This window comes from Mesorhizobium sp. ESP7-2 (assembly GCF_020164715.1).
Lineage (GTDB): Bacteria > Pseudomonadota > Alphaproteobacteria > Rhizobiales > Rhizobiaceae > Mesorhizobium.
Genome location: NZ_JAIUGQ010000016.1, coordinates 17,901 through 43,547, shown reverse-complemented (window position 1 = coordinate 43,547; position 25,647 = coordinate 17,901). Strand labels below are relative to the sequence as shown.

21 protein-coding genes, 2 tRNA genes and 3 pseudogenes are annotated in these 25,647 nt (G+C 63.7%); 14 read left to right on the top strand and 12 right to left on the bottom strand.

The genetic code is table 11. The features are described from left to right. Nucleotides 1-33: 33 nt before the first annotated feature. The 5 genes from LB543_RS17145 to LB543_RS17125 form a co-directional block, all read right to left on the bottom strand. Nucleotides 34-327 (bottom strand): acyl carrier protein, encoded by a 294-nt coding sequence (locus LB543_RS17145; RefSeq protein WP_140813160.1) that lies wholly within the window; start codon nucleotides 325-327, stop codon nucleotides 34-36. A gap of 175 nt (nucleotides 328-502) precedes the next feature. After that, nucleotides 503-1,645: a slipin family protein gene (locus LB543_RS17140; protein ID WP_224614926.1), complete on the bottom strand. Its 1,143-nt coding sequence runs from the start codon at nucleotides 1,643-1,645 to the stop codon at nucleotides 503-505. 358 nt (nucleotides 1,646-2,003) lie between these two features. Beyond that, a tRNA-Met gene (locus LB543_RS17135) sits at nucleotides 2,004-2,071 on the bottom strand. 2 nt (nucleotides 2,072-2,073) lie between these two features. Then, nucleotides 2,074-2,147 (bottom strand) — tRNA-Tyr (locus LB543_RS17130). Nucleotides 2,148-2,376: 229 nt separating this feature from the next. Beyond that, on the bottom strand, nucleotides 2,377-2,925 hold the full coding sequence (locus tag LB543_RS17125; protein ID WP_140813159.1) for a histidine phosphatase family protein: 549 nt from the start codon (nucleotides 2,923-2,925) through the stop codon (nucleotides 2,377-2,379). 255 nt (nucleotides 2,926-3,180) lie between these two features. Here LB543_RS17125 and LB543_RS17120 point away from each other — a divergent pair, with 255 nt between their 5' ends. The 3 genes from LB543_RS17120 (at nucleotide 3,181) to LB543_RS17110 (ending at nucleotide 6,879) form a co-directional block, all read left to right on the top strand. Next, nucleotides 3,181-4,131, top strand: a complete 951-nt coding sequence (locus tag LB543_RS17120; protein WP_224614874.1) for an AEC family transporter — start codon at nucleotides 3,181-3,183, stop codon at nucleotides 4,129-4,131. Nucleotides 4,132-4,313: 182 nt separating this feature from the next. Next, the gene (locus tag LB543_RS17115) at nucleotides 4,314-5,771 is read left to right on the top strand and encodes an NAD-dependent succinate-semialdehyde dehydrogenase (RefSeq protein ID WP_140758288.1); all 1,458 of its coding nucleotides are present in this window, start codon (nucleotides 4,314-4,316) and stop codon (nucleotides 5,769-5,771) included. Between the two features lie 85 nt (nucleotides 5,772-5,856). Continuing rightward, entirely contained in the window at nucleotides 5,857-6,879 is a 1,023-nt protein-coding gene (locus LB543_RS17110; RefSeq protein WP_224614873.1) for an aldose epimerase family protein, read from the top strand. A gap of 5 nt (nucleotides 6,880-6,884) precedes the next feature. Here LB543_RS17110 and LB543_RS17105 read toward each other — a convergent pair whose 3' ends face one another. Continuing rightward, nucleotides 6,885-7,808: a sugar kinase gene (locus LB543_RS17105; RefSeq protein ID WP_140758290.1), complete on the bottom strand. Its 924-nt coding sequence runs from the start codon at nucleotides 7,806-7,808 to the stop codon at nucleotides 6,885-6,887. 151 nt (nucleotides 7,809-7,959) lie between these two features. On the opposite strand from LB543_RS17105, the gene LB543_RS17100 reads away from it, so the two are divergent. The 4 genes from LB543_RS17100 (at nucleotide 7,960) to LB543_RS17085 (ending at nucleotide 10,319) form a co-directional block, all read left to right on the top strand. Then, nucleotides 7,960-8,409 carry a FixH family protein gene (locus LB543_RS17100; RefSeq protein ID WP_140758316.1) on the top strand — a complete coding sequence of 150 codons (450 nt, stop codon included), beginning with the start codon at nucleotides 7,960-7,962 and terminating at the stop codon, nucleotides 8,407-8,409. Nucleotides 8,410-8,416: 7 nt separating this feature from the next. After that, nucleotides 8,417-9,616, top strand: coding sequence for a cytochrome-c peroxidase (locus LB543_RS17095; RefSeq protein WP_224614872.1), 1,200 nt, complete (start codon nucleotides 8,417-8,419; stop codon nucleotides 9,614-9,616). 68 nt (nucleotides 9,617-9,684) lie between these two features. Beyond that, nucleotides 9,685-10,008 carry a type II toxin-antitoxin system RelE/ParE family toxin gene (locus LB543_RS17090; protein ID WP_140758292.1) on the top strand — a complete coding sequence of 108 codons (324 nt, stop codon included), beginning with the start codon at nucleotides 9,685-9,687 and terminating at the stop codon, nucleotides 10,006-10,008. After that, nucleotides 10,005-10,319: a helix-turn-helix domain-containing protein gene (locus LB543_RS17085; protein ID WP_224614871.1), complete on the top strand. Its 315-nt coding sequence runs from the start codon at nucleotides 10,005-10,007 to the stop codon at nucleotides 10,317-10,319. Before LB543_RS17090 ends, LB543_RS17085 begins: the two co-directional genes overlap by 4 nt. Before the next feature lie 4 nt (nucleotides 10,320-10,323). On the opposite strand, the gene LB543_RS17080 is transcribed toward LB543_RS17085, so the two are convergent. Then, nucleotides 10,324-10,776: an Lrp/AsnC family transcriptional regulator gene (locus LB543_RS17080; RefSeq protein ID WP_224614870.1), complete on the bottom strand. Its 453-nt coding sequence runs from the start codon at nucleotides 10,774-10,776 to the stop codon at nucleotides 10,324-10,326. Nucleotides 10,777-10,938: 162 nt separating this feature from the next. On the opposite strand from LB543_RS17080, the gene putA reads away from it, so the two are divergent. Continuing rightward, the gene (gene putA / locus LB543_RS17075) at nucleotides 10,939-14,547 is read left to right on the top strand and encodes a bifunctional proline dehydrogenase/L-glutamate gamma-semialdehyde dehydrogenase PutA (RefSeq protein WP_224614869.1); all 3,609 of its coding nucleotides are present in this window, start codon (nucleotides 10,939-10,941) and stop codon (nucleotides 14,545-14,547) included. 12 nt (nucleotides 14,548-14,559) lie between these two features. On the opposite strand, the gene LB543_RS17070 is transcribed toward putA, so the two are convergent. The 3 genes from LB543_RS17070 to LB543_RS17060 form a co-directional block, all read right to left on the bottom strand. Continuing rightward, a complete protein-coding gene (locus LB543_RS17070; RefSeq protein WP_224614868.1) occupies nucleotides 14,560-14,874 on the bottom strand; it encodes an antibiotic biosynthesis monooxygenase family protein in 315 nt (104 codons plus the stop codon). Between the two features lie 57 nt (nucleotides 14,875-14,931). Next, on the bottom strand, nucleotides 14,932-16,041 hold the full coding sequence (locus LB543_RS17065) for a TonB family protein (RefSeq protein ID WP_318012972.1): 1,110 nt from the start codon (nucleotides 16,039-16,041) through the stop codon (nucleotides 14,932-14,934). A gap of 126 nt (nucleotides 16,042-16,167) precedes the next feature. Then, nucleotides 16,168-18,261: a TonB-dependent hemoglobin/transferrin/lactoferrin family receptor gene (locus tag LB543_RS17060; protein WP_224614924.1), complete on the bottom strand. Its 2,094-nt coding sequence runs from the start codon at nucleotides 18,259-18,261 to the stop codon at nucleotides 16,168-16,170. Here LB543_RS17060 and LB543_RS17055 point away from each other — a divergent pair. Next, nucleotides 18,239-18,823 (top strand): annotated as a pseudogene (locus tag LB543_RS17055) (FecCD family ABC transporter permease); the annotation flags it as partial. The gene LB543_RS17060 and the pseudogene LB543_RS17055 overlap by 23 nt on opposite strands. A 26-nt stretch (nucleotides 18,824-18,849) precedes the next feature. After that, nucleotides 18,850-19,640: pseudogene (locus tag LB543_RS17050) on the top strand (heme ABC transporter ATP-binding protein). A gap of 150 nt (nucleotides 19,641-19,790) precedes the next feature. On the opposite strand, the gene rirA reads toward LB543_RS17050, so the two are convergent. Further along, nucleotides 19,791-20,255: an iron-responsive transcriptional regulator RirA gene (gene rirA / locus LB543_RS17045; RefSeq protein ID WP_140813152.1), complete on the bottom strand. Its 465-nt coding sequence runs from the start codon at nucleotides 20,253-20,255 to the stop codon at nucleotides 19,791-19,793. Between the two features lie 274 nt (nucleotides 20,256-20,529). On the opposite strand from rirA, the gene LB543_RS17040 reads away from it, so the two are divergent. The 3 genes from LB543_RS17040 to LB543_RS17030 all read left to right on the top strand — a co-directional run bounded on the left by LB543_RS17040 (nucleotide 20,530) and on the right by LB543_RS17030 (nucleotide 23,114). After that, complete coding sequence (locus LB543_RS17040; RefSeq protein WP_224614867.1) at nucleotides 20,530-21,825, top strand: DUF445 domain-containing protein; 1,296 nt, start codon at nucleotides 20,530-20,532, stop codon at nucleotides 21,823-21,825. A 105-nt stretch (nucleotides 21,826-21,930) separates the two neighbouring features. Then, entirely contained in the window at nucleotides 21,931-22,359 is a 429-nt protein-coding gene (locus LB543_RS17035) for a phasin family protein (RefSeq protein WP_224595228.1), read from the top strand. A 257-nt stretch (nucleotides 22,360-22,616) separates the two neighbouring features. Then, a complete protein-coding gene (locus LB543_RS17030; RefSeq protein WP_224614866.1) occupies nucleotides 22,617-23,114 on the top strand; it encodes a MaoC family dehydratase in 498 nt (165 codons plus the stop codon). A 43-nt stretch (nucleotides 23,115-23,157) separates the two neighbouring features. Here LB543_RS17030 and LB543_RS17025 read toward each other — a convergent pair. Further along, nucleotides 23,158-24,614: pseudogene (locus LB543_RS17025) on the bottom strand (MFS transporter). A 129-nt stretch (nucleotides 24,615-24,743) separates the two neighbouring features. Here LB543_RS17025 and LB543_RS17020 point away from each other — a divergent pair. After that, on the top strand, nucleotides 24,744-25,634 hold the full coding sequence (locus LB543_RS17020; RefSeq protein ID WP_224614865.1) for a LysR family transcriptional regulator: 891 nt from the start codon (nucleotides 24,744-24,746) through the stop codon (nucleotides 25,632-25,634). Nucleotides 25,635-25,647 lie beyond the last annotated feature (13 nt).

Here is a 25,647-nt window from a genome sequence, read left to right as displayed (position 1 = left end):
ACGGAGCGCGTCAAGTCACGCGTCCTGATGACCTCAGGCGGTCTTGGCGGCAACCAGCGCGTCGATCTTGGCGCATAGGTTCCTCATGACGAAGTAATCATCGGTCGAAGCCTTACCGTCATTGACTTCCTGGGTCCACTTTTCCAACGGCACCTTGATGCCGAATTCCTTGTCGATGGCGAAGACGATGTCGAGGAAGTCGAGGCTGTCGATACCGAGATCGTCAATGGTATGGCTCTCGGGCGTGATGGTGTCGATATCGATCTCGCTGGTGTCGGCAATGATCTTCGCGACTTTGTCGAACGTGGTGGAGTTCGTGGTGGACAAGGGGCTTTTCCTTCTTTGCGGGTGGAATCTGTCCGCATTCGTTTGGGCGCTGTCTAATCGGTTTTTTCCGGCAGGAAAAGGCCTGATAAGCCGGGCGCAGATGGGCAGGGCGCCCAGGAAATGCAAGAAGGGCCCCCGGGTGACCCGGCGGCCCTTCCATTGACGCAGCGTAAGCTCAGCCGTCGCGGAGCTTGACTAGGTCGTTCAACAGCCCGCCCGTTCCGTTGTGGACGGTCAGCCGCTCGACCTTGCCGGCGATGGTTTCCAGAGCCTCGAGCTCCTTCAGCCGCAGCATCACCGGGTTCTCCGCCATCACCCTGGCCGTGTTGAGCAGAGAACGCGTGGCGTTCGTCTCCTCGCGGCGGCGGATGACATTGGCCTCGGCCTGCTTTTCGGCCGAAACCACCTGGTTGAGGATCTCGCGCATCTCGCCCGGCAAGATGACATCCTTGAGCGCGATATCGCTGACCTCGACCCCGATCTCGGCCATGTCGGCCCGGACCTTGGCCGCCGCCTCTTCGTCGACCGTCACCTTCTTTTCAAGGATCTGGTCGAGGGTGAGCGCGCCCAACGTCTTGCGGAAGGCGTATTGCAGGGCACGGTAGAGGGCCTCGGAGAAGTCCTTCACCGCGCTCACCGCCTTGACCGGATCGACGACCCGGTATTCGGCGGCGATGTTGACGCGGATCGTGACGCGATCCCTGGTCAGCACTTCCTGCCCGGCGACGTCGAGCGACTGGCGCTTGAGGTCGACGACCTTGATCTGCACCATCCGTCCGACGTTCCAGAAGCCGTGCACGCCAGCGGCAAGCGTCCGCACAAGGACACCGTCGACGAACAGCAATCCGGCCTGACCATCCAGAACCGGATGGACGGACATCAACTCAGCCTTCCGGGCCTGGCCGAGCCGGCGCATGACCGCCGGATCGATGGCAAGATCGGCCGACGTTTCGATCATCGTCACCTTCCACGGTCCGGCATCGGTCCACAGCACCAGCTTGCGGTCCGGCGCCAGCACGGAATGGAGGTTGCCGTCACGCTCGATGATTGCGACCTCCGTGCGCCCGGTGCGGACGACGGTGAAATGACGCGCGGCCACGTCCGGGAGCTTGTCGAACAACGCCTTCTCGTACGCCGAAACGAATTCCGGGTTCTTCAGATCGTGCCGGGACACCTCAAGGCTCTGGTTCCGGTTGGCGAGCAAGTGCTCACCCGGCAGCAGGACAGCCTTGAGGTGTCCCTTATAGAGGGTGAGGGCACGTTCGTTTTCCTTTACGAGGACGCGCTCGCGTCCAAGAACCTTGTCGAGAATGGTCATCATTGTCTTACTCCTGTCGGGCATGGCCCCATGCGGGGCGTCACGTCATGCGTCGATCTTCCCTTCGTTTCTCGTGTCACTTCCAATTCCGGCACGAATGATCCGGGGACTGGTGGCATCAATCCGTGGCGGGTCCTCGGGAGCGGATCGCGGGGCAGTGAAGCGGGCGCCGGAGGCCAAAAGTCTCCGTTGCCGGCGACGTTGCGCCTTGACCATCACCGCGAGCCTGGCCGCGAGCCGACGGCGTCAGACGTTTCGATACGGCCTTGGCCCGAAGGCTTTGGCCGTCCGTTAGGTCTTCAGCATTCCAGTCCCCGGACCGTTTCAGATAACACCTGGTAGGTGCTGGCTTATCAGGCCAATGGAGAAGGAATCGAACCTTCGACAGTCAGATTATGAGTCTGATGCTCTCCCAGCTGAGCTATCCGTGGTGCAGACGACGGGACTCGAACCCACAACCTCCGGATTACGTCCGGCGCTCTCCCAGTTGAGCTACATCCGCGATCCCAATCCCCAAAGCGGCGCCGTACACAGGGCGGCAAAGCCGCCTGCACGGGCGGAGACGAAAGCTCCAACCGTTGTGCTCGCTTCGGTTTTCGTGACCGGGAGCGCGCCTATAGCCCCTGCGACGGGTTGTCGCAAGCGGCATTGACATGTCGAATTCGCGGCTTCTTTTCGGTGTGGCATTTTGGCAACGCTGGAGGCCGCGTCTGCAATCGGGAGCTGCAGCCTCAGAAGGTGACGCGGCCAAGCACGCGCAGGCCGTCGCCCTGCGGTTCGACGACCACCGCCTCGCCCTCGCGCGGCGCGACGCCGGTGAGCGCCACGATGTTTTCCAGATGGGTGACCAGGACCAGATTGTCGGAGCCGGAGTAGGCGCGGATTTCCTTCATGATGGCGGCGATCTGCGCTGCTTTCTGTGCATCGTCGCCCTTCAGGAGGTCGAGCGGTGGAAAAGGCTCCGGCTCGGCCTCGAAGGCGGTGCGTGCCGTGTCGAGGCAGCGGCAATAGCGGCTGGACAGAATGCGCTCGATGGGAGCCGCGCGGGCGGCAAACAGGGCGCCGATCTTGCTTGCCTGCTGCTTGCCGCGCGCCGACAGATTGACCTGGGTGGCGCAATTGCCGATGTCGAAATTGGCGGGGTCGGTGGTGCCGGTGACCATGGCGTGGCGCAGCAGCACGACATGGCCGCCGTCGCGCAGCAGCGCCCAGCCGGCGTCCGTCGCGTGCGCGGCGGCGGGGACCACAAGCAGGAACAACGCCAAGGCTAACCGGATCATCGCCACCCCTTCCATGAGTCCGCATCGGGTCCCAACCATTCGCATATAGGGATTGGAAAGCGGGCACAAAGACAAGCCAGGCGTCGGCCGCGTCTCATGCCTCACTTTTTGGCGAGCTGCTGCTTCACCAGATCGATCTTCTGGTCGGTGAGCGGCATGGGGATCGTGTAGCCGGCTTCGGTAAAGCTTGCCTGCCGACGATGATCAAATTCGGGCGCGATTGCGCCGCGACCGTGGGTCGCCTATCCCTGAAAAATGTCTCCGCTCACCGAAACCGTCCTGTTCGTCTTCAGTCTTGTCGCGCTCGGCTATCTCGCTGGGCTCACAGGCTATTTGAGGCCGGCGAGCGGCGAGGGGATATCCGACTTCGCGGTCTCGGTGGCAATGCCGCTGCTTCTGTTCCAGACCATGGTCAAGGCGGATTTCCACGGCGTGGCGCCTTGGCCGCTATGGGGCGCCTATTTCACGGCCGCGGCGATCACCTGGGCGGCGGGCCATGCCGTCACCACGCGGATCTTCGGTCGCGATGCGCGCGCCGGGGTGGTCGGCGGGGTGTCGTCGGCTTATTCCAATATCGTGCTGCTCGGCGCCCCCTTCATCCTTGGCATATTCGGTCCGAGCGGCTTCGAAGTGCTGTCGCTGCTGGTCTCGGTGCATCTGCCGATCATGATGATGGCGTCGATCGTGCTGTTCGAGATGTTCGGCCGGGGCAACGGCGAACATGTGCACCCGTTGCGGGTCCTGCGGAGCTTCCTGAGACGGCTGTTCATCAACCCGCTGATCATCGGCATTCTCCTGGGGCTGGCATGGCGGCTCAGCGGCGTGCCGCTGCCCGGTCTCGTCATGCGGCTGGTCGATGCGCTGGCGAATACGGCCGGGCCGGTGGCGCTGTTCGCCATGGGGCTCAGCCTGCGCCGCTTCGGCATATCGGGCAATGTCCGGCCGGCGCTGGCGCTCTCGGTGCTGAAGCTGTTCCTGATGCCGGCGCTGGTTCTTGCCTTCGTCTGGCTGCTCGGCCTGCCGCCGTTGACGGCCAAGGTGGCGGTCGTGGTGGCGGCGCTGCCCTCCGGCATCAACTCCTATCTCATCGCCGTCCAGTTCAACACCGGCCAGGCACTGGCGTCGAACCAGATGACCATCGCGACTGCCTGCGCCGTGCTCACCACCGCTTTCTGGCTGACGGTGGTCCTGCATGTCTTCGGGTGAGATTGACGACGGCGTGTGCCGGTCGCTCTCGCCTTGCGCTGGTCCAACCCCTATATGCCATCTTGCGATTGCTTGCGGGGCTTTCCCTAGGTTAAGAGCAATGGCTCCAGCGTGCGGCCCCGCCTGCGCTTTACCGAAGACATCCAGATAGCGGCCCGTGAGCGCCGAACGGAGGCTAGACCATGCTTCAGAAAACCAGCCATTTCATGCGCCAGGCCAATCTCATCAACGGCGAGTGGGTGCAGGCCGACAGCGGCCAGACGGTCGATGTGAACAATCCGGCTACCGGCCTCAAGATCGGCACGGTGCCGAAGTCGGGCAAGGCCGAGACACGCCGCGCCATCGAGGCGGCCGACGAAGCTTTCAAGACCTGGCGCAAGACGACCGCGCTCGAGCGCTCCAAGCTGCTGCGCAAGCTGCATGATGCGATGATGGACAATCAGGACGTGCTGGCCGAACTGCTCACCATCGAGCAGGGCAAGTCGCTGTTCGAATCCAAGGGCGAGATCGGTTCGGCTGCCGCCTACATCCTGTGGTTCGCCGAAGAAGGCCGCCGCACCTATGGCGACGTCGTGCCCTCGCCATGGGCGGACCGCCGCATCCTGGTGACCAAGGAACCGGTCGGCGTCATCGCCGCCATCACGCCGTGGAATTTCCCGTCCTCGATGCTGGCCCGCAAGCTCGGTCCCGCACTTGCCGCAGGCTGCACCGCCGTCGTCAAGCCGGCCTCGCAGACGCCGTATTCCGGCCTCGCCTGGGGCGCGCTGGCCGAGGAAGTGGGCTTTCCCAAGGGCGTCGTCAACATCCTGACGGGCGCCGCCGGCGAGATCGGTGACGAGATCTGCGCCAATCCGCTGGTCAAGAAGATCACCTTCACCGGCTCGACCGAGGTCGGCAAGATCCTGATCCAGAAATCGTCGGTCACCGTCAAGAAGGTGTCTATGGAACTCGGCGGCAACGCGCCGTTCATCGTCTTCGACGACGCCGACATCGATCGCGCGGTGGCCGGCGCGATCACCGCCAAATACCGCAATTCCGGCCAGACCTGCGTCTGCACCAACCGCTTCCTCGTCCAGGCCGGTGTTTACGACAAGTTCGTCGAGAAGCTCGCCGCGGCCAGCAACGGACTGAAGGTCGGTTCCGGCCTCGAAGAGGGCGTCCAGCAGGGGCCACTGATCGACGAGAAGGCGGTCGAGAAGGTCGAGGAGCTGATCGCCGATGCTACTTCGAAGGGCGGCAAGGTCGTCGCAGGCGGTCATCGCCACGCGCTCGGCGGCTCATTCTTCCAGCCGACGGTCATCGCCAACGCGACGCCGAAAATGCGCTTCATGAAGGAAGAGATCTTTGGCCCGGTCGCACCCGTGTTCAAGTTCGAAACCGAGGAAGAGGCCGTCGCTCTTGCCAACGACACCGAGTTCGGCCTTGCCTGCTATTTCTATACCGGTGATCTCGGCCGCGCCTTCCGGGTCATGGAAGGCCTGAAATACGGCATGGTCGGCGTCAATGAAGGCCTCATCACCACCCCTGAGGCACCGTTCGGCGGCGTCAAGGAATCCGGACTTGGCAAGGAAGGCGGACATCAGGGCATTGAGGACTACCTCGATACCAAATATGTGTGCATCGGCGGCCTCGGCCTCTGATAGGCTGGTGCTGGGGCAGGCTTGTAACCTGCCTCAGGGCTGAACAACCAGCCGAAGTCCTTTGGATCCACTGGCATTTGCGGGCATGATGATGAAGGACGGCGAGGTTTTCGGCACGACGCAGGCGGGCGAACCGATCCGCCGCTTCACCATCAGGGGCGGCGGCCTCACCGCCAACATCATCGGGCTTGGCGCCATCGTCCAGGACCTTCGCCTGACCGGGCATGATGCGCCGTTGGTCCTCGGCTACAGCAATCTGGAGGCCTATGAGACCGACACTGGCTTCTTCGGGGCCGTGGTTGGGCGCTACGCCAACCGCATCGGCGACGGCCGCTTCACGATTGGCGGCAACCGCTACCAGACCGAGCGCAACTTCCTGGACAAGCATACGCTGCATGGCGGCTCGCAAGGCTACTCCCACCGGCCATGGACGGTTTCACTGCATGGCAGGGACTTCGTCACGCTGACGCTGCATGATCCCGATGGCGCGATGGGCTTTCCCGGCGCGCTCGACGTGACCTGCACCTACCGGCTGAAAATTCCCGGCACGCTCAGCGTCGAACTGACGGCGACCTGCGAGGAGCCGACGCCGTGCAATCTCACCCAGCATTCCTACTTCAACCTCGATGATGGCGGCACGGGCGACATTCTCGACCACAGGATGATGCTGAACGCCGGCGCCTATCTGCCTGTCGACGGCGACATGATCCCGACCGGCGTGGTCAAGCCGGTCGACGGCACGCCTTTCGATTTTCGCCAGGCGCGGCCGCTGCGCATGGAGACCGAGGGTGAGCAGCTTCCCTACGACCAGAATTTCTGCCTGGCCGCGACACGCGGGCCGCTCAAGCAGGCAGCGTGGGTGCAAGGGGCGAATTCCGGCGTCGAGATGGAAGTCTGGACCACGGAGCCTGGTGTTCAGCTCTATACCGGCCAATATGTGACGCCACGCACCGGCCTGGAAGGACGAAATTACAAGGCCTTCAGCGGCTTCTGCCTGGAGCCGCAGATATGGCCGGACGCGCCGAACCGGCCCTATTTCCCGCAGGCGACGCTATGGCCGGGCGCAATCTACCACCACGTGACCGAATACCGGTTCCGGCAGGGTTAACTTTTTCAGGACTTGTCGAACGCCGCTCGTAGCGTCTCGAACGGCGCCAGCGCCCCGCGGACCTGCACGACGGCGGCGGCAACGCGGTGCGCGTGCCCGACAGCATCCGTCGGACCAAACCCGGCAAGCCGTGCGGCGAGATAGCCGCCGTTGAAGGAATCCCCGGCACCTGTCGTGTCCACGGGCGCCGCTACATGGATTGCGGCGACCTCCCGCAACGCTCCACCATCGGCAATCAAGGCCGGCGCTTCGCCGTTCTTGACCACGACCTCCTTGACCAATTGACCGAGGCGATCAGCGGTCGCCTGCGGTGTCTCATCACCGAACAGCATTTGCTCGTCCGGGAAGGTCGGCAATGCGATGTCGGTGACGGCAAGCGCCGCGACGATCGCTGCCTGCGCATCTTCGCGGCGGCGCCAGAGCCGGGGCCGATAATTCGGATCAAAAGCGATCAGCGAGCCCGCCGCGCGTGCCTTGGTCACCGCTGCAAGCAGTGTCTTGCGCGCGGCATCGTCCAGAATTGCCAAGGTGATTCCAGAAAAGTACACAAGCGCCTGATTTTCCAGATTTTTCGACAGTGCTGCTGGATCCGACGCGAGCTGCCTGGCGGCGGCGTCGCCGCGCCAGTAGGTGAAGGAACGCTCTGCGCCGGTCAGCGTGATCGCATAGAGGCCGGGGCGTGCGCCCGGTATGACCGGGCTGGAACCGATGCGGATGCCGTTTTCGGCGAAGAAAGCGATCTGGCCTTGCGAGAAAGGGTCGTCGCCGAAGGCCGAGACATAGGTTGCCGGCCGGTCGCCGCTCAGCGCATGCAGCGCCCACAGCGTGTTGAACGTGTCGCCGGCAAAGCCCATGCGCCAGTTCGGGCCGGTCTGGCCCGACAGTTCCAGCATGCATTCGCCGATCGAGGCGACGCCGTTTCCCGCCATCTGCAATCCTCCAGTGATTTGCGTGCTGTAGCTTTTTGCCGGGCGCAGCGCCATGCTTGGCAAGCAGGCATTTTTGCGCCACAGCGTTTTCCCACAGGCTGGCGGGATGCGATCCGCCCGGCAGAACGTTATCCGCGGAAGAGGAACCGGTTTGGCATCGTTATGGCGTTATCTGTTGGTGGGTCTTGGTCTGGCTGCTTTGCTGGTCGGCGTGCTGGCGGCCGTTTATCTGACCGCGCCGCATTCGGCACAGCCCGTCGGCCCGGATGTCTCGCGGACGAAGAAAACCGACAACGGGTTGTATGTAGCGAGCTTCGTGCCGGAACGGGGCGTGGTGCGGCAGGGCGAGCTGGAATCCTGGCTGCTGACGCTGAAGACAAAGACAGGGGCTTCGGTGGAGCGCGCCGCGATCGCCATCTCCGGCGGCATGCCGCAACACAATCACGGTCTGCCGACCAGCCCGCAGGCGACCGACTACCTGGGCGAGGGACGCTACCGCATCGAAGGGGTGAAATTCACCATGAGCGGCTGGTGGCAACTGCGTTTCGCCATATCGTCCGGCGCGGGCTCCGACACTGTGCTGTTCAACGTGGTGCTGTGAGCGGTCGATGAGGCGCTTTTTCTACATTTTGGCACTGACGGTGGCGGCGATCCTTGCCGGTTGCGGCAAGCCGGATTTTTCCGACGCCGAGAAGAAAACGATTGCTTCGCTGGCATTGAACACACTGCCGACGCTAAAGCCGGACACTACCAATCGCTTTGCGGATGTGCCAGCCGCCGCCGCACTCGGCTCGACGCTGTTCTTCGACGTCGGGATGAGCCGCGACGGTACGGTGTCCTGCTCGACCTGCCACAAGATCGACCGCCAGTTCCAGGACGATCTCCCGCAGGCGGTCGGCGTCGGCCGGACCAACCGGCGCACCATGCCGCTGGCCGGAGTGGCGCGCGACCCCTGGTTCTTCTGGGACGGACGTCGCGACAGCCTGTGGGCGCAGGCGCTGACACCGCTCGAAAACCCGTTGGAACAGGCGGGAAACCGCACCGCCTATGCGCATTACATGAAGACACGCTTCGGCGAACGTTATGAGCGGATCTTCGGGCCATTGCCTGATTTGCCCGGCATTCCGCCGAATGCCAGCCCGCTTGGAAGCGATGCGGAAAGGGCAGCCTGGAACGCGATGAGCGGCGCGCAGCGTGATGCGGTCAACCGCATCTTCGCCAATATCGGCAAGGCGATCGCCGCTTTCGAACGCTCGATCGAGCCGGCGCCGACGCGCTTCGACCGCTTTGCGCTGGACCTTGCCACAGGCGCCGAACCGACAGGCGACGCGGCCTTTTCGCAAGAAGAAATCCTTGGGCTGAAACTGTTCATCGGCAAGGCCAATTGCGTGACCTGCCACAACGGCCCGCGCTTCAGCGACAACGGTTTTCACAACACGGGTGTGCCGCCGGTTGCCGGCCTGCCGGCGGATCGTGGGCGGGTCGATGCGGTGGCCCAGGTCGAGGCCGACCCGTTCAACTGCTTCGGCGCCTATCGCGATGGCGACGCCAGTGCCTGCGGCGAACTGCGCTTCATGGTCAAGGATGCGCCGGAACTTGTGCGCGCCTACAAGACGCCGTCGTTGCGCGGTGCGGCGACGCGGCCGCCCTACATGCATGCCGGGCAGTTTTCATCGCTCGACGAGGTTGTGGCGCACTACGCCAAGGCCGCGCCAAGTGTGGAGGGGACATCCGAGATCCATCCACTGGAGCTGTCGGACCGCGAGCGCGCCGCGCTGGTGGCCTTCCTGAAGACGCTGTCGGAATGACGCCAAGGACTGTCAGTCGCATGCTGAGCAGTTGAAAAAATATTGCAAAAAAGATATGTTCTAACCCGATGAGCTGGTCAGTCGAGTTTCTCAATGTCGAGGTGAGACGGGAGCTGGAGGCCCAGCCAAAAGATATTCTCGCCAGTTTTCTGCGGATATCGCGGCTGATCGAAGTGCATGGGCTGCAGAAAGTCCATGAACCATATGTGAAGCATCTGGAAGGCCCGCTCTGGGAAATGCGGATGAAGGGCCGGGATGGCATTGCTCGCGCGGTCTATGTCACTGCTTTCGAACGCCGCGTGGTTGTGGTGCGGGTGTTTGCCAAGAAGACCCAGAAGACGCCGCGAAACGAGATCGAGCTTGCCCTAAAGCGAGCGAAGGAGGTTCCATGAGCCGAAAAGCAATTTCTGTCGAGGACGCCGCCAAGGAGTGGTTCAAGGACCCGCAATTCGTTCTCGAATACGATGCCTTGGAGGAAGAATTCGCCATAGCCGAAGCCTTGATCAGGGCACGAGGCGACGCCGATATGACTCAGGAACAGGTCGCTGCGGCCATGGGAACTACACAAGCCGTCATCGCTCGCCTGGAGAGCGGCCGAAACATGCCCTCGACCCGAACCTTGCAGCGCTTCGCAAAGGCGACCGGATCGAAATTGCGCATCAGCTTCGAGCCGGGCAAGCCGAAGTCACGCGCCGGCCATTAAGCGTCTACCGGTCCTTCACCGTCTCCATCGCCACGAAGGTTGAGGTCTGGGCGACGTGTGGCAAGGCCGATATACGCTCGCCGAGCACGCGGCGATAGGCGGCGATATCCCTGGTACGGACCTTCAGGAGATAGTCGAAGCTCGACGCTATCATGTGGCACTGCTCGATCTCCGGCACGGCCTGTACGGACCGGTTGAAGGCATCGAGCGCGGCGGATCGGGTGTCCGACAATTTCACCTGGACGAAGGCGACATGGCCTTCGCCCATGCGCTCGCGGTCGATGATCGCCTGGTATCCCCTGATATAGCCGTCCTTCTCCAGCCGCTTCACCCGCGCCTGCACCGGTGTCTTCGACAGGCCGACCTTGGCGGCCAGTTCCGACATGGAAAGCCGGCCATTGCCGGCCAGCGCCGACAGGATGTTCCTGTCGATGCGGTCCAATTGGTCTTCTGTCATCGAAACTGTAGCCTAAATCAGCGATTCTTAGCGCCATCATAGGTCAATTGATCTACGCTGTCGATTTTTTCAGACCGCCTGAAATCTGGTACTTGTGCTAGCTTGCGCCATTCGGTCCGGTGACCGCCGGCCCGTTCCCTTATGCTTGCTCATAGGACCGCCATGCCGCTCGACGCCATCCGCCAGCAGATCCGTGCCAACTATTTGCCCGACGAAGACGCAGCGGTTAAGCGATTAGCCGAGGCGACCGGGCTTTCGGCAGGAGACCGCAAGGCGATCTCGGTCCGCGCGGCCGACCTGGTGCGGGCGGTGCGGGGCTCCACCGATCCCCGCCTGATGGAAGTCTTCCTCTCCGCCTATGGTCTCTCCACCAAGGAAGGCGTGGCGCTGATGTGCCTGGCCGAGGCGCTGCTGCGCGTGCCCGATACCGAGACGATGGACGATCTCATCGCCGACAAGATCGCGCCGCACGACTGGTCGGCGCATTCAGGCGGTTCGAGCTCGATCTTCGTCAACGCCTCGACCTGGGCGCTGATGCTGACCGGCAGGGTGCTCGACGAAGGCGAGGGCGGCATCGAAGGCACGCTGCGCTCGATGGTGCGCCGTCTTGGCGAACCGGTCATCCGCAAGGCGGTGGCCGCCGCCATGCGCGAGATGGGCGAGCAGTTCGTACTCGGCCGCACCATCGCCGAAGCCGTCAAGCGCGGCCGGCCGATGATCCAGAAGGGCTACCTCTATTCCTTCGACATGCTGGGCGAGGCTGCCCGCACCGAAGCCGACGCCTTGCGCTACCACAAGGCCTATGCCGATGCCATTTCCTCGCTCGATTCCGGCTCCAACGGCCCCGATATCCGCTTCAACCACGGCATCTCGGTCAAGCTCTCGGCGCTGCATCCGCGCTACGAGGTGGCGCAGAAGGAAGAAATGCTGCCCGTGATGGCCGAGCGGCTGCTGTCGCTGGCTCTGGCGGCCAGACATTCGCGGATGGGCCTCAACATCGACGCCGAGGAGGCGGACCGCCTTGATCTGTCGCTCGACGTCATCGAGCGTGTGCTGGCCGAGCCGGAGCTCGCCGGCTGGAACGGTTTTGGCGTCGTCGTGCAGGCCTATGGCCCGCGCGCGGCTTTCACCATCGACTGGCTCTATGAATTGGCCAAAAAGTACAATCGCAACATCATGGTTCGGCTGGTCAAGGGCGCCTATTGGGACACCGAGATCAAGCGGGCGCAGACGCTGGGGCTGTCAGGCTATCCCGTGTTCACGCGCAAGGCCAACACCGACGTTTCCTACATCGCATGCGCGAAAAAACTGCTTGGCATGACAGGCCGAATCTATCCGCAATTCGCCACCCACAATGCCCACACCGTCGCCGCCATTCTGTCGATGGCTGACAACCGCGATACATTCGAGTTCCAGCGCCTGCACGGCATGGGCGAGGCGCTGCATGAAACGGTGCGCAAGGCAGAAGGCACGCGCTGCCGCATCTATGCGCCGGTCGGCGCGCATTCCGACCTGCTTGCCTATCTGGTCCGCCGGCTGCTGGAGAACGGCGCCAATTCCTCCTTCGTGCACCAGCTGACCGACGAGGAGGTCGAGCCGCAGGACATCGCGCGTGATCCGCTGGAAACGGTCGAAAGCCAGGGTCCAGCCGCCAATCCGGCGATTACCCGACCCTCCCAGATATTTGGCGCGGGCCGTCGCAACTCGAAGGGGTTCGACATCACCGACACGGTAACGCTGGCTGATATCGACAAGGCCAGGGCGGCATTCGCGGGTCCCGATCGCTGGCACGCGAAGCCGATCACGCGCGCGGCCGGCTACGGCAAGCAGCGCCCGATCGTCAATCCGGCAAAGCCTTCCGAGGTCGTCGGCACGGTTCACGAGGCCGCCGCCAAGCAAATCGCGACCGCCGTGCGCATCGCGGTGGAGGCGCAACCGGCCTGGGCAAAACGGCCGGTCGCCGAGCGTGCCCGCATCCTGAATCGCGCGGCCGACCTTTACGAAGCCAATGCGGTCGAGCTCTTTGCGCTCGCCACGCGCGAAGCCGGCAAATCGCTGGCCGACGGCGTCGCCGAGGTGCGCGAGGCTGTCGACTTTCTGCGCTATTACGCCATCGAGGCTGCAAACGCCGAGACGGGCACGCAAGCGCGTGGTGTCATCGTCTGCATTTCGCCATGGAATTTCCCGCTCGCCATCTTCACCGGCCAGATCGCGGCAGCACTCGTCACCGGCAATTCGGTGATCGCCAAACCGGCCGAGCAGACGCCGCTGATCGCCTTCCGCGCCGTCGAGATGCTGCGCGAGGCCGGCGTGCCGGAAGACGTCATCCAGCTCCTGCCCGGCGACGGCCCATCGGTCGGCGGCCCGCTGACAGCGGATCCGCGCATTGCCGGCGTCTGCTTCACCGGCTCGACCGAGGTTGCCAAGCTGATCGAAAAACAGCTGGCCGAGACGGCCGCGCCGGACGCCATGCTGGTTGCCGAGACCGGCGGTCTCAATGCCATGATCGTCGATTCCACCGCACTGCCCGAACAGGCGGTGCGCGACATCCTGGCGTCGGCGTTCCAGAGTGCCGGCCAGCGCTGCTCGGCGCTGCGCGTGCTCTATGTGCAGAAAGACGTCGAGAAGAAGATGCTGGAGATGCTGAAGGGCGCCATGGAGGCACTCAATGTCGGCGATCCCTGGCGGATTTCGACCGATGTCGGGCCGGTGATCGACGATGAAGCGCAAAGTTCGATCCGCGATTATTGCACGACGATGGGGCTGCAAGGGCGGCTGATCGCCAAGCTGGAAACCCCGAAGGACGGACGCTTCGTCGCGCCGCACGTCTTCCGCGTCAAGGGCATCGAGGAGATGGAACGCGAAGTGTTCGGGCCGGTGCTGCACGTCGCGACCTTCGACGCCGACCAGATCGACGCCGTCATCGCCGCCATCAACCGCAAGGGTTATGGCCTGACCTTCGGCCTGCATACGCGCATCGAGGGCCGCGTGCAGCATTTCGTCGACGGCATCCATGCCGGCAACATCTACGTCAATCGCAACCAGATCGGCGCCGTCGTCGGTTCGCAGCCATTTGGCGGCGAGGGCCTGTCCGGCACCGGGCCAAAGGCCGGCGGGCCGCACTATCTCAGGCGTTTCCGCAAGGGGCCCGAAGCGGGCACGGAAGTCGGCGAAGGCAATAAGGTGACGGCGACCGAACTGGCCGACAATCTGCCCGATCCTGCACTCGGCGGCTGGTCGACGCGGCCGGACCGGATCGCCATTCTGAGGAAGCATCTGCGCGGCAAGGGCGCGGCAGCGATCGGTGCCGCTGCCGGCATCGATTTCGGCCAGGTCGATTTGCCTGGCCCGACCGGCGAGGCCAACACGCTGTCGCTGTCGCCGCGCGGCCGGGTGCTGTGCCTGGGGCCGGACGCCGACACGCTGCTTGCGCAGACCATTCAGGCGCTCGCCGCCGGCAATGCGGTGCTGGCGGTGGCGCCAGGTGCCCCGGCGGCCCTCTCCGCATTGACCGGGAAAGGCCTGCCGCTGGCGGCCATCGACGGCCGCCCCGATCCTGTCGAGGCGCGCTCGCTGCGCGTCGATGTCGTTGCTTTTTCAGGCACGCCCGAGGCGGCGCGCATCGTGCGCAAGGTCATCGCCGAGCGCAGCGGGGCGATCGTGCCGCTGGTCAGCGAGGTGCTCAATCCGGCGGCCTATGCGCATGAGCGGGCGGTCTGCGTCGACACCACCGCCGCGGGTGGCAATGCCAGCCTCTTGGCCGCGGCATAGACTGGTAGGTACTTACGCGCCCTCGACGACGGAAAAGCCCTCGAACTGAGGGTGGCCGAGATAGTGGACCTTCGTCGTGCCGACATTGCGGTGGGCGGCGCGAAAATTCTCCGATTTGGTCCAGGCGACGAAGTCGCCGTGGCTCGCCCACACCGTGTGCGAGGCAAACAGCGTGTAGCCTTCGGCCTCGTTGATCGGGCCGCGCAGCAGATGGAATTCCCGAAAACCTTTCATCTCGGCAAGGCTGGAATCCCGGTTCTTCCAAACGGCTTCGAAGTCGGCCTCGGAGCCGGTCTGCACCTTGAAACGGTTCATGGCGATGTACATGGGGTTCCTTTCATGCGGATGTTGATGGCTGGCGCCGCAACGTTGTTCTTGGCCTGTTCAAAACGGGCCGATCCCGACCTCGAACTCCAAACTCGGAGTCCCGGCCTGTGGCGGAATTGGAGGGAAGGGAGCGGCCTTGCGCACGATGCCAAGCGCGGCCTCATCGAAAGTCGCCGATCCTGAGCTTTCCAGAATGCGCAACTGATCCATGTTGCCCTTCCGGCCTATGACGAATGCGACAACCGCATTGTTGCGCGCAGCCAGCTGCAGCGATGGCGGGAGAGTACGATTGACGCTGCCAAGCTTTCGAAAGACGTCGCCGCGGTAGCTGTCTTCCGCGGCGCTGCCGGCCTCTTTCCGCCTTTTCCCCTTGCTGGCCGCTTGCGCCGGCCGGTCCTGGCCATCGGCCGTGCCGCTCCTTTCGGCTGTCGCAGGGACGGTTGCCGAAGTTGGCCTTGCATAGGGGATCGGCGGCTGGTCCGGAACGGCGACAGGCATTTCGACCGGTTCGGCCCGGACGCTCGGCTGCACCGGCGTTTCGCTCCTGGCGGCCACGCTCTGCTCGTCCGGGCGCGAGGTTGCCGCCACCAACATGTCGGGCGTGACCACTGGCTGTTTGGCGGGTTCCCGCGAGGGCTCGGACGCTTGCTTTACGGCGTCACGGACGGGCTCGCGATCCTGTGTCGCGGCTTCCCGCACGGGCCGCGAAGATTCTGTCGGCGGCGTCGGCCTCGCCGCCTCTGCCTGATGTGGTTTGACCGGCGGCTGGTTCGGCACCAGCCTGACATCTATTGCCGCAGGGTCCTTGTCCAGGGCACTCCCGGCCACCTTGTTGCCTGTGTGATCGCCGCCTTCCGACTGCTCCGACTCCCTGGAATCGAACGTGCGGGCCGGCGAGATCAGAAAAGCAGCCGCTAGGCCTGCATGGAGCAGGCAGGAGATGACGATCGCAGCCGGCCATTTGCCGTTGCCGGCGAGCGGCCGCGTCTGGGCAAGCGGCTCGGCCGGCACGACGGCCAACTCGTCGCCGGCATCGGGGAGGGGACTGGTTTTCTGCATGTCGCGCAGCGGAAAATGCAGCGGCCCAGGCAACATTGTCAAATCAAGATAGACTGGCTCGAACGGCAGAAGGCCGACCAGAGGCCGGGCCACGATATGTCGTGCCAAGGCGGGTTTCAGTCCCACCTTAGGTCAGGACCGGCGCGGACTGTTCAGCCCACGCCGGAACCGTCGCAAGCGACATCGCCAGCGTCGAGGTCAGCAGACGAAGGGATGTCGTCAAGTCCGTCATGCTTAGCCTCCAAATCGCATGGTTGCCGCCAGCTTCAGCGTGATGCCGGGTTCGTAGACAGCGACGGTCGTGTTGCCATTCAGCGGGTTGGCGTATTTGACGTCGAACAGATTGTCGGCGCGGAAATCGACTTTCAGATCGTCAGTCGCCTGATAGCTGGCGAAGGCGTTGACCAGCGTATAGTCGGTGGCCACCGCATTGCCCTTCGGCTTGCCGTTGTACTGCACCTCGCCACCGACGGTCAGCTTGTCCTCGAGGAAGCGCAAGCCGAGTTGAGCGGTGACCTGGGAGGAGGGAATGGTGGCGAGGTCGGCTTCCACACCCTTATAGGAAACGGTGTGGCCGTCCGTGATCGAAGCCGAGAGGCCGGCATAGCCCCATCCCGCGTCGTAAACGCCTCCCAGCTCGAAGCCGTTGATCTGGGCCTTGGCGAAATTCTGATACTGGAAGCAGATCGGGATGCCGGGACCGAAGGGGCAGCCGCTGCCTGGGGCGAACGGTGACAGCGTTACGCCGTCGATATAGTCGTCGACATCGTTGTTGAAATAGGCCGCCTTGATACGGAGTGCGTCGCCAGCCTCGAAGATGTCGTTTTGCTTGTAATTGACGCCGAACTCCGTCGTCTTGCCGGTTTCAGGTCGCAGATTTGGATTGGGCAGGAACGGGAAGCTGACGCCAGCCGGATGGTTGCCGCTGATCAGCGTCTCCGTGATCGACGGCGAGCGGTAGCCTTCCGCATAGGTGCCGTAGAATTGCAGGCCGGCAAGCCCGGCGCTCTCGAAGGGCGAGGCACCGACCGTGACGCGCGGCGATAGCCTGTCGCCGGAAATATCGTGCGAGTCATCCTTCAGGCTGTAGTTGTCGTAGCGCAGGCCGGCGATGACTTCGAGCCAGTCCGAGGTGAGCTTGTCCTGGACGTAGGCGCCTGACACATTCCGTTTGCCCGAAGGGGTGTAGAAACTGTCGCCGCCTGCCGCGCCGCCTGTCTTGACGTTGTCGCCGACCCAGTCGCCGCCATAGGTCAGTTCATGCGCGATGGCGCTCGTTTCGAACCGTGACGTGTTCCAGATATCGATGCCGGTCGTGCCGACATCGAATGTCGACTGCGATCCTGCCGGCAGCACCACGGGAAGCCCGGTCACCGGATCGAAGCGGTTCTGCGGCACGAGACTGGTCAGGTCGAGATTGGTCTTGTTGTAGGAGGTGTTGATGTGGAGATCGAGCCAGCTCTTGTCTTCGTCCGTGATGTTGTAGCGGGCCGTGAAGGTGTTCGACTTCAGGTCGACATCATTCACAGGCACGCCGCCGCTGGTCTCGTCCCAGCCATCGCTCGAGCCGACCCAGCCGAGCTTCAGCTCGCTGTTCTCGGTCGGCCGGATGGTGGTCTTGAGCAGGCCGCTCAGCACGTCGAAGCCAGTGCCGTTGACGGGGTCGCCGTCGCCGTCCTTGTAGTTGCCGTAGTCGCGGTAGACGATGTTGCCCAGCACGTCCCAGTTCTCATTGATGCGATAAGCGCCGGATGCGCTTGATGTCCAGCCCTTGCGGTTGCTCTCGTAGCGTCCAGTGACGGAAGCGGCCCAGGTCTCGTCAGGCTTGAGGAAATCGACCGCATCCTTGGTGTCGAAGAAGACGACGCCGCCGATGGTGCCCGAGCCATAGGTGTTGGCGACCGGACCACGGATCATGTCGACGGATTTGACCAGTTCGGGATCGATGTAGAAGGTCGACTGGGTGCCGTGGTCGGAACGCTGGAAATTCTGGCGCGCGCCGTCGACGATGACGGCGACGCGGCCGAAATCCTGCAGGCCGCGTATGTTGATGCTGGTGCTGACGCGCCTGGCGTCTGCCTGCCCGACGACACCGGGCATACCGAAAAGCATCTCGTTCGGCGTCGTCGCCATGCGGCGGTCGAGTTGCTCCTGGTCGACATGGCTGGCCGAAGCCAGCGATTCGATTGCCGTTTCGCCGGTGCGGCTGAGCACCAGGATCTTGTCGAGCAGCGTCGCGCCCGCGGGAGCTGCTTCTTCCTGGTCAGTCTTCTTCGATTGATCGGTCTGCTCGCCCGCCGGCAGCGGGCAAACCTCGGTCGCCACCATGCTGCTCGCGGGTATAGCCCTGGCGGCACTTGCCATGGCACTGATCGGGATCCTGATATTCATGGCCGACGATCGCCAGTTGCGCGACCTCACCTTCTGGTCACTGGGATCGCTCGGTGGTGCGACATGGGCCAAGATCGCCTCCGTCGGGCCGATCATCGTTCTGGCACTTGCGGCGATGCCATTCCTGGCCCGCGGCCTGAACGCGCTGGCGCTCGGCGAGGCCACCGCCGGCCATCTCGGCATTCCGGTGCAGCGGCTGAAATACACGGCCATCATCGGTGTCTCGGCGGCGGTCGGCGCGTCCGTCGCCGTCAGCGGCGGCATCGGTTTCGTCGGCATCGTGGTGCCGCATCTGCTGCGCCTGCTGATCGGTCCCGACAATCGCTATCTGCTGCCGGCCTCGGCGCTGCTCGGCGCTTCGCTGCTGCTGCTCGCCGATGCCGTCGCGCGCACCATCGTGGCGCCGGCCGAATTGCCGATCGGCATCGTCACCGCGATAGCAGGCGCGCCGTTCTTCCTGTGGATCCTGCTGCGCAAACGCGGCCTGATCGACCTGTGAGATTTGGGACCCTGTAGGAGTGTTTCATGATCGAAGCGCGCGATGTTTCTGTGGCGATCGGCAAGAAGCGCATTGTCGCCAACGTCGATTTCAAAGTCAGGCCGGGTGAAATCTCGGCCATCGTCGGCCCCACGGATCGGCCAAGACGACCTTTCTCAAGGCCATGTCGGGGGATCTCGCCCATACCGGACGGATCGTCATCAACGGTTGCGATCTGTCGGCGATGACGCCGGTCGAGGCCGCGACCGTGCGAGCGGTGCTGCCTCAGGCAACGACCTTGTCCTTTCCCTTCACCGTGCGCGAGATCGTCAGGCTTGGCCTCCTCGGCGGCCGCTCGGGCGTGCTGCCCGGCGAGGACGAACGCCTGCCGGAGCGCGCGCTGGCGCGGGTCGATCTCGACGGCTTTGCCGGGCGTTTCTACCAGGAGCTTTCGGGTGGTGATCAGCAGCGCGTCCAGCTTGCGCGCGTGCTGTGCCAGGTCTGGGCGCCGGTGCTCGATGGCAGGACGCGCTATCTTTTCCTCGATGAGCCGATTTCCAGCCTCGACATCAAGCACCAGCTTATCATCATGAACATCGCCAGCGATTTCGCCAGGAGGGGCGGGGGCGTGGTCGCGATCCTACACGACCTCAATCTGACGGCCATGTACGCCGACCGCATCTTCGTGATGCATCGCGGCCGGCTGGCCGCGACCGGCTCGCCGCGGGGCGTGCTGAGCGACGACCTGATCGAGAAGGTGTTCGACTGCCGTCTCAAGGTCGGCGTGCTGCCGGTTGGCGACGTGCCGTTCGTGCTCCCGCAATCATTGGTCAGATGATGTTCAGGTGATGCCGGCCTGCAAATGGAGGTTTTTTGCGCTTCCAGTACTCGCGTACCCAAACGTACGCTCCGTTCCGGTTCTCAGAAGCCACTTTTTTCGACTCGACCCGACCTGAATCCGGGCCGACCTCGCACGACGCGACAGGGATCAAGCCGCCGGCGCGCGGCGCTCCATCAACATGTCGATGCCGAGCAGGTTGCGCACATTCGGCCGCGCCGCCACGAGGTCGGCGATCGTGTGGCGGGCAAGCACGGCGAAGAAGGCGTTGAGCGCTTCGCGCAAAGCCGAGTTCAATGCGCAGCTGTCGACCAGCGGGCATTCGGCGGCATCGTTCTCGAAGCACTCCGCCATGGCAAAGCTTTCCTCGGTCACGCGCACTACGTCGAAGAGGCTTATCGATTCGGCGGCACGGCCGAGCCGCACCCCGCCGTTCCGGCCGCGCACGGTCTCGACCAAGCCGTTCTCGACCAAAGGCTGCAGGATTTTGAACAGAAACAGTTCGGACACCGAATAGGCGGCCGCGATCTCCGGGATGCGGCTCAACCGTTCATTGTTGGCGGCGCAATACATCAGGATGCGCATGGCATAGTTGGTTTGGCGGGTAAGCCGCATTTCATCCTCACGAAGCGCTGGCGCGGGTGCAACCATGCCAGAGTCTAGAACTTTGCTGGCGCGGCTTCATCCGCTCCTCGGAGTCGCCACACTGGCCTCGTCCGAATATGGCCTATACCTTGGAATAATTCCAGACTGGCCGGGCATCATAGATGAACAAATTCGTCAACTTTATGTGCATCGCCGGGCAAAAGCCGGGACAAACCGGCCGCCACGGGCATTCCGGCGGCCGCAGCACTAGATAGGCTTGAGATCGACGAGGAGCGGCCCATCCATGGCTCAATCGGACCAGTCCCTGGCGCCACTGCGGTTCGATGCCGACGCGGGCGCCAAGCTTTCCGCGCTACGGCGGACAAAGTTCGTCGCCACCGCCGCACTGGCACTCTGCGTGCTGGTCTTTGCCTTGGCCAAGTCCTTCCAGAGCAGCTATCCGTGGCTCGGCTTCGTCGCCGCCTTCGCCGAGGCGGCAACTATCGGCGGCCTTGCCGACTGGTACGCGGTGGTGGCGCTGTTCAAACGGCCGCTCGGGCTGCCCATCCCCCACACCGCCATCATTCCGGAAAACCAGAACCGCATCGCCGACAATCTCGGCCGTTTCATCGAGGTCAATTTCCTGGCGCCGGAGCCGGTGCGTGAAAAACTCGCCGAGGTCGATTTTTCGGCGCTCGTCGCCGACTGGCTGGCCGATGCCGAGCGCGCCGCCGACCTGTCGCGCTTCGTCGTGAGACTGGTGCCGCAGGCGCTTGCCGCCGTCGAGCACTCCGGTCTGCGCGGTTTCGTCACCAGCCGCATGCTCGAGCAGATCGAAAAGGTGCCGCTGGCGCCGCTAGCCGCCGAACTCTTGTCGGCGCTCACCGACGACCGCCGCCACCAGAGGCTGTTCGACGAGTTCATCAAGGTCATCGGCCGGTTCCTCAGCGACGAACAGGCGCTGGCGACGATGCGCGACAAGATCCACGAGGAACTGCCGTCGCTGTTCAACCTGTTCCGCGCCGATGCCTATCTCCTGAAGAAGATCGTCGCCTCGGCGGGCTCGTTGCTGGATGAGGCGCGTGCCGATCCCGACCACCCGATGCGCGCTGAATTCGACCGTTTCGCGCAAGGTTTCGTCGAGCGGCTGCGCACGTCCAAGCAATATGCCAGGCGAGCGGAGAAAATGAAGCGCGATTTCCTCGCCAGACCCGAAGTCAGGGCGCTGGCCGGCGACATGTGGGAGAGCCTCAGCCTGTTCATCGAGCAGGACGCCAAGGCGCCGAATTCGCTGATACGAGAACATCTCGCCAACATGTTCGTCGAGGTCGGCCGCCATCTTGCCGGCGATGCGCAGATCCGGGCCGACATGAACGGAGGATTCGTGGTGGCGCTGGCCTCTTTCGTCGAGAACCAGAAGAGCGGCGTATCGAAATTCATCGCCGACCAGGTCAAGCGCTGGGATCTGGCGCAACTGACACGCCTGATCGAGATGAACATCGGCAGGGACCTGCAATATATCCGCTTCAACGGCATGATCATCGGCGGGCTGGCTGGCATCGTGCTCTATACGATCGAGTTGCTGCTCCCGGTCAATTGATCCGTGTCGACCGCCAGGCGTGCGTTCGAAATGGACACACGGCGTTCGAGTGCTATTCTCCCGTCGAGGGCGTCCGCACCCGCGGCGACAGGGGAGAAGACAATCATGGCCAGGCAACCGGAATCCGATTCCTTCATGGAGATGTTCGGCAGGTTCGGCCGCGACCTGAAGGTGCCCAACGTCGATGTCGAGGCGATCCTTGCCCATCATCGCAAGAATCTCGAAGCGCTGGAGAAGGCGGCACGGACCAGTGCGGCCGGGGCATCCTCGGTGTTGTCGAAGCAGCGCGAAATGCTGCAGGACACGCTGCGCGAGGTCGCCGACATGGCGCAGAGCTACCGCGCACCGGGCAATCCGCAGGAGCTAATGGCCAAGCAGACGGAGTTTGCCAGAAAATCCTTCGAGGCCGCGCTCAAGAACACGGGTGAAGTGGCTGAACTGGCCAGAAAATCAGGCACCGAATCGATCGACATCCTGCGGGCGCGCATCAAGGAGGCGATGGAGGAGGTCCGCGCCGGTTACGGGCAGAAGTAGATTCTCATCGATTGTCGTTCCGCCCGCGGCCGGGCACGGCGGTTCGCGATTCCGCAACCTTGCACATAGTTGCATTAGCGCCACGGCATGAACTCCTGGTAACCTGGAAGCTCGGAAAATCCGAATTCGGCCTGCCATCGCATGGCAAGGCATGGCACGAATGAGCTCGAATCCGCCGGAACGGATTTGCGCAGTACGAATTGACAGAGGCCGCCGGTTCGTGGTCCGGAAGCTTGGAAGCGATCGGGAAAGCAGGAATGACGGAAGTACGGCCTAAAACGCCGCCTACCTACGAGCAGTTGAGAACGATGTCCGGACAGGAGCTCGGCGTCTCGGAATGGACCACGGTCGACCAGAACCGTATCAACCAGTTCGCCGAATGCACGGGCGACCATCAATGGATTCATGTCGATCCTGAACGGGCGCGGCGGCAAAGCCCGTTCCGCACCACGATCGCGCATGGCTATCTGACGTTGTCGATCATCGGCGCGCTGGCCCTCGACATGGGGATCGTGCCCGAGAATACGCAGGCCGCTTTCAACTACGGTTTCGACAAGGTGCGTTTCCTGGCGCCGGTCAGGGTCGGCGCACGCATTCGCCTGCGCACGACCTTGCTTTCCATGGAAGACAAAGGCCCGGGCCAGTACCTGATGAAGGCTGCCAACACCGTCGAGATCGAAGGCGAGGAAAAGCCGGCGCTGATGGCTGAAACGCTGGTCATGCTTTACGAACGCCGCAAACGGGCAGGGGCCTGAACGGCGGTCCTTTGGGCTGCCCGCCGCCGGTAGCGTCAACAGGTCACGCAACCCCGGGCCGGGTACGGCCGGCAAAGCGCAGTGAGAACAGCGCGAGCAGCAGCGCAACCAGCGCCAGGGCCGTTGCCGTCTCAAAGGTGACCTGCATGCCCCGGGCGGCCGAAGCGGAACTCAGAACGTCCTGCCCTGTTCCTTGTCGCGTACCGGCCGATGCAACCGCGAATATGACGCCCATCAGCGATGCGCCGGTGATAAGACCGAGATTGCGCGACAGGTTGAGCAGACCGGAAACGACGCCACGCTCGTTTGCGCTTACACCGCCCATGACTGCTGCGTTGTTGGAGGTCTGGAACAGGGCGTAGCCGAAGCAGGTGACGGTGATTGGAACGACATAGCTGGCAATGCCGAGCTTGGTCAGGGCAAGCGACAGGAGGACCGTCCCCGTGGCGAGGCAGGCCAGGCCGGCGACCATCATCCTGCGGGCACCGAAGCGATCGGTCAGGCGGCCGGCCAACAGTGCCGACAGGGTCGAGACAAGTGGTCCGGTCGAAAGCGCCATTCCGACCATCGCGGCATCCAGTCCGAGCCCGCGCGACAGATAGAACGGAGCAACCACCAGGGTTGCCATCATCACCGTGGCGACGATCAGGCTCATGGCTAGGCCGGCGCTCAGTTGCGGGTCGCGGAAGCTGGCGGGTTGGACAAGGGGCGCCTTCGCCTTCGCCTGCGCGGTGGCGAACATGATGACGCCAATACCGGCCGCGATCAGCAAGCCCAAATTGAGCAAGCCGAAATTGCCTTTGCCGAGCGTCAATGCCAGGCATAGGCGCCCAAGGTAAGGGCCAGCAAGGCTGTGCCCATGACGTCAAACGTGCCTCGACCGGCCTCCATTGTTCCGCCACGCGCCGGCAAGGCACGCCAGGCGAGAGCGAAGGTGAGAAGGCCCAGCGGGACATTGACAAGAAAGATTGTCCGCCAGCCGATGCCGGCGATCAAAAAGCCACCAAGCGAAGGCCCGAGCGTCGTGCCGATCGCCGACATGGCGCCGAGCAGGCCCATGGCGCTGCCGGTTCGCTCCTTGCTCACGGTTTCCGCGACGAAGGCCAGCGTCAACGCCATCATCAGCGCGGCGCCAAGCCCCTGCATGGCGCGTGCCGCGATCAGCAGCCAGAGCGTCGGTGCCAGGCCGCAGAGCACCGATGCCAGCGTGAACAGTGCGATGCCGCCAAGCAGCAACGGCCGGCGCCCGAACATGTCGGCGAGCCGCCCGGCACCGACGATCAGCGTCGTGATGGCGAGCAGATAAGCGAGAACCACCCATTGCACGGACTGGAACGATGCATCGAAAGCCTGCATGAGCGACGGCAGCCCGACGCTGGCGATGCTGGTTCCCAACGACGATAGCAGGGTCGCAAGCGACAGGCTCGCCAGCGCCAGGCCGGCGGACCGGACCTGTCGCGGCGTCGATATCAGTTCCCGATTTTGCTCAGCGACTGCCAAGGCGATCCCCTTTCTGTCTGCTCTCGAAGCGGAGCTGTCGGAGATCTAGTCTTGTGGTTGATGCGGCGGAAGGAGCAGCATTTGCATCTTATCCGTGCGTCAAACGCCATATCATGCTATGATCGATCGATGACATCACCCGATCTCAATCTGCTGTTTGCCCTCGATGTCCTGCTGGCCGAGGGCAGCGTGGCGCGCGCGGCGCGCCGTCTGCGCCTCAGCCCTTCGGCGATGAGCCGGACGCTGGCGCGGCTGCGCGAGGCAACGGGCGATCCTCTGCTGGTGCGTGCCGGGCGCGGCCTGGTGGCGACGCCGCGTGCGGAGGAATTGCGGCGACAGGTCGGCCGTGTCGTCCAAGACGCGGAGGTGCTCCTGCGCCCTACCGAGTTGCTTGATCCCCGGAGCCTGGACCGGGTCTTCACGTTGCGTACCAACGAAAGCTTCGTCGAGGAGTTCGCGCCCCGCCTCGTCGCCCGCATCGAGGCCAATGCGCCGGGGGTGCGGCTGCGTTTCTCGCCGAAGTCCGACAAGGATGCGATGTCGCTGCGTGAGGCGGCGATTGACCTTGAAATCGGCGTTGCCGGCGAAACCGGACCCGAGTTGCGCATACAGGCGCTGTTTCGCGATCGCTTCATCGGCGCTGTTCGATCAGGCCACCCCCTGAGCGAGGGCAAGGTGACGCCCGAGCGCTATGCGGCCGGCCGGCACATCAGCGTTTCGCGGCGCGGCCGCGAGAAAGGGCCGATCGACGAGGCCTTGGGCACGATTGGCTTGCGGCGGACGGTGGTGTGCATGGTCTCGGGTTTTTCGGCGGCACTTGCCATGGCGCGTGCCTCGGACCTGATCGCCAGCGTACCCGAGCGGCATACGACAGGAGCGCGCGCCGGCATGCACAGTTTTCCCCTGCCGGTCACCATCGCGGAGGTCACTATCTCCATGCTTTGGCATCCGCGCCTCGATGCCGATCCGGCGCAACGCTGGTTGCGTGAGTGCGTGCGCGAGGTCTGTGCGAAGCACTGACGATTTCTTGCCA

Excerpts from the sequence above, each read along its gene's own strand:
- LB543_RS17090 (WP_140758292.1), top strand. The coding sequence starts at position 9,685 with ATGAGCTGGTCAGTCGAGTTTCTCAATGTCGAGGTGAGACGGGAGCTG.
- LB543_RS17115 (WP_140758288.1), top strand. The coding sequence starts at position 4,314 with ATGCTTCAGAAAACCAGCCATTTCATGCGCCAGGCCAATCTCATCAAC.
- LB543_RS17140 (WP_224614926.1), bottom strand. The coding sequence starts at position 1,645 with ATGACCATTCTCGACAAGGTTCTTGGACGCGAGCGCGTCCTCGTAAAG.
- rirA (WP_140813152.1), bottom strand. The coding sequence starts at position 20,255 with ATGCGGCTTACCCGCCAAACCAACTATGCCATGCGCATCCTGATGTAT.
- LB543_RS17060 (WP_224614924.1), bottom strand. The coding sequence starts at position 18,261 with ATGGTGGCGACCGAGGTTTGCCCGCTGCCGGCGGGCGAGCAGACCGAT.
- LB543_RS17040 (WP_224614867.1), top strand. The coding sequence starts at position 20,530 with ATGGCTCAATCGGACCAGTCCCTGGCGCCACTGCGGTTCGATGCCGAC.
- LB543_RS17035 (WP_224595228.1), top strand. The coding sequence starts at position 21,931 with ATGGCCAGGCAACCGGAATCCGATTCCTTCATGGAGATGTTCGGCAGG.
- LB543_RS17080 (WP_224614870.1), bottom strand. The coding sequence starts at position 10,776 with ATGACAGAAGACCAATTGGACCGCATCGACAGGAACATCCTGTCGGCG.
- LB543_RS17125 (WP_140813159.1), bottom strand. The coding sequence starts at position 2,925 with ATGATCCGGTTAGCCTTGGCGTTGTTCCTGCTTGTGGTCCCCGCCGCC.
- LB543_RS17085 (WP_224614871.1), top strand. The coding sequence starts at position 10,005 with ATGAGCCGAAAAGCAATTTCTGTCGAGGACGCCGCCAAGGAGTGGTTC.
- LB543_RS17105 (WP_140758290.1), bottom strand. The coding sequence starts at position 7,808 with ATGGCGGGAAACGGCGTCGCCTCGATCGGCGAATGCATGCTGGAACTG.
- LB543_RS17020 (WP_224614865.1), top strand. The coding sequence starts at position 24,744 with ATGACATCACCCGATCTCAATCTGCTGTTTGCCCTCGATGTCCTGCTG.
- LB543_RS17030 (WP_224614866.1), top strand. The coding sequence starts at position 22,617 with ATGACGGAAGTACGGCCTAAAACGCCGCCTACCTACGAGCAGTTGAGA.
- LB543_RS17095 (WP_224614872.1), top strand. The coding sequence starts at position 8,417 with ATGAGGCGCTTTTTCTACATTTTGGCACTGACGGTGGCGGCGATCCTT.
- LB543_RS17110 (WP_224614873.1), top strand. The coding sequence starts at position 5,857 with ATGATGATGAAGGACGGCGAGGTTTTCGGCACGACGCAGGCGGGCGAA.
- LB543_RS17070 (WP_224614868.1), bottom strand. The coding sequence starts at position 14,874 with ATGTACATCGCCATGAACCGTTTCAAGGTGCAGACCGGCTCCGAGGCC.
- putA (WP_224614869.1), top strand. The coding sequence starts at position 10,939 with ATGCCGCTCGACGCCATCCGCCAGCAGATCCGTGCCAACTATTTGCCC.
- LB543_RS17120 (WP_224614874.1), top strand. The coding sequence starts at position 3,181 with ATGTCTCCGCTCACCGAAACCGTCCTGTTCGTCTTCAGTCTTGTCGCG.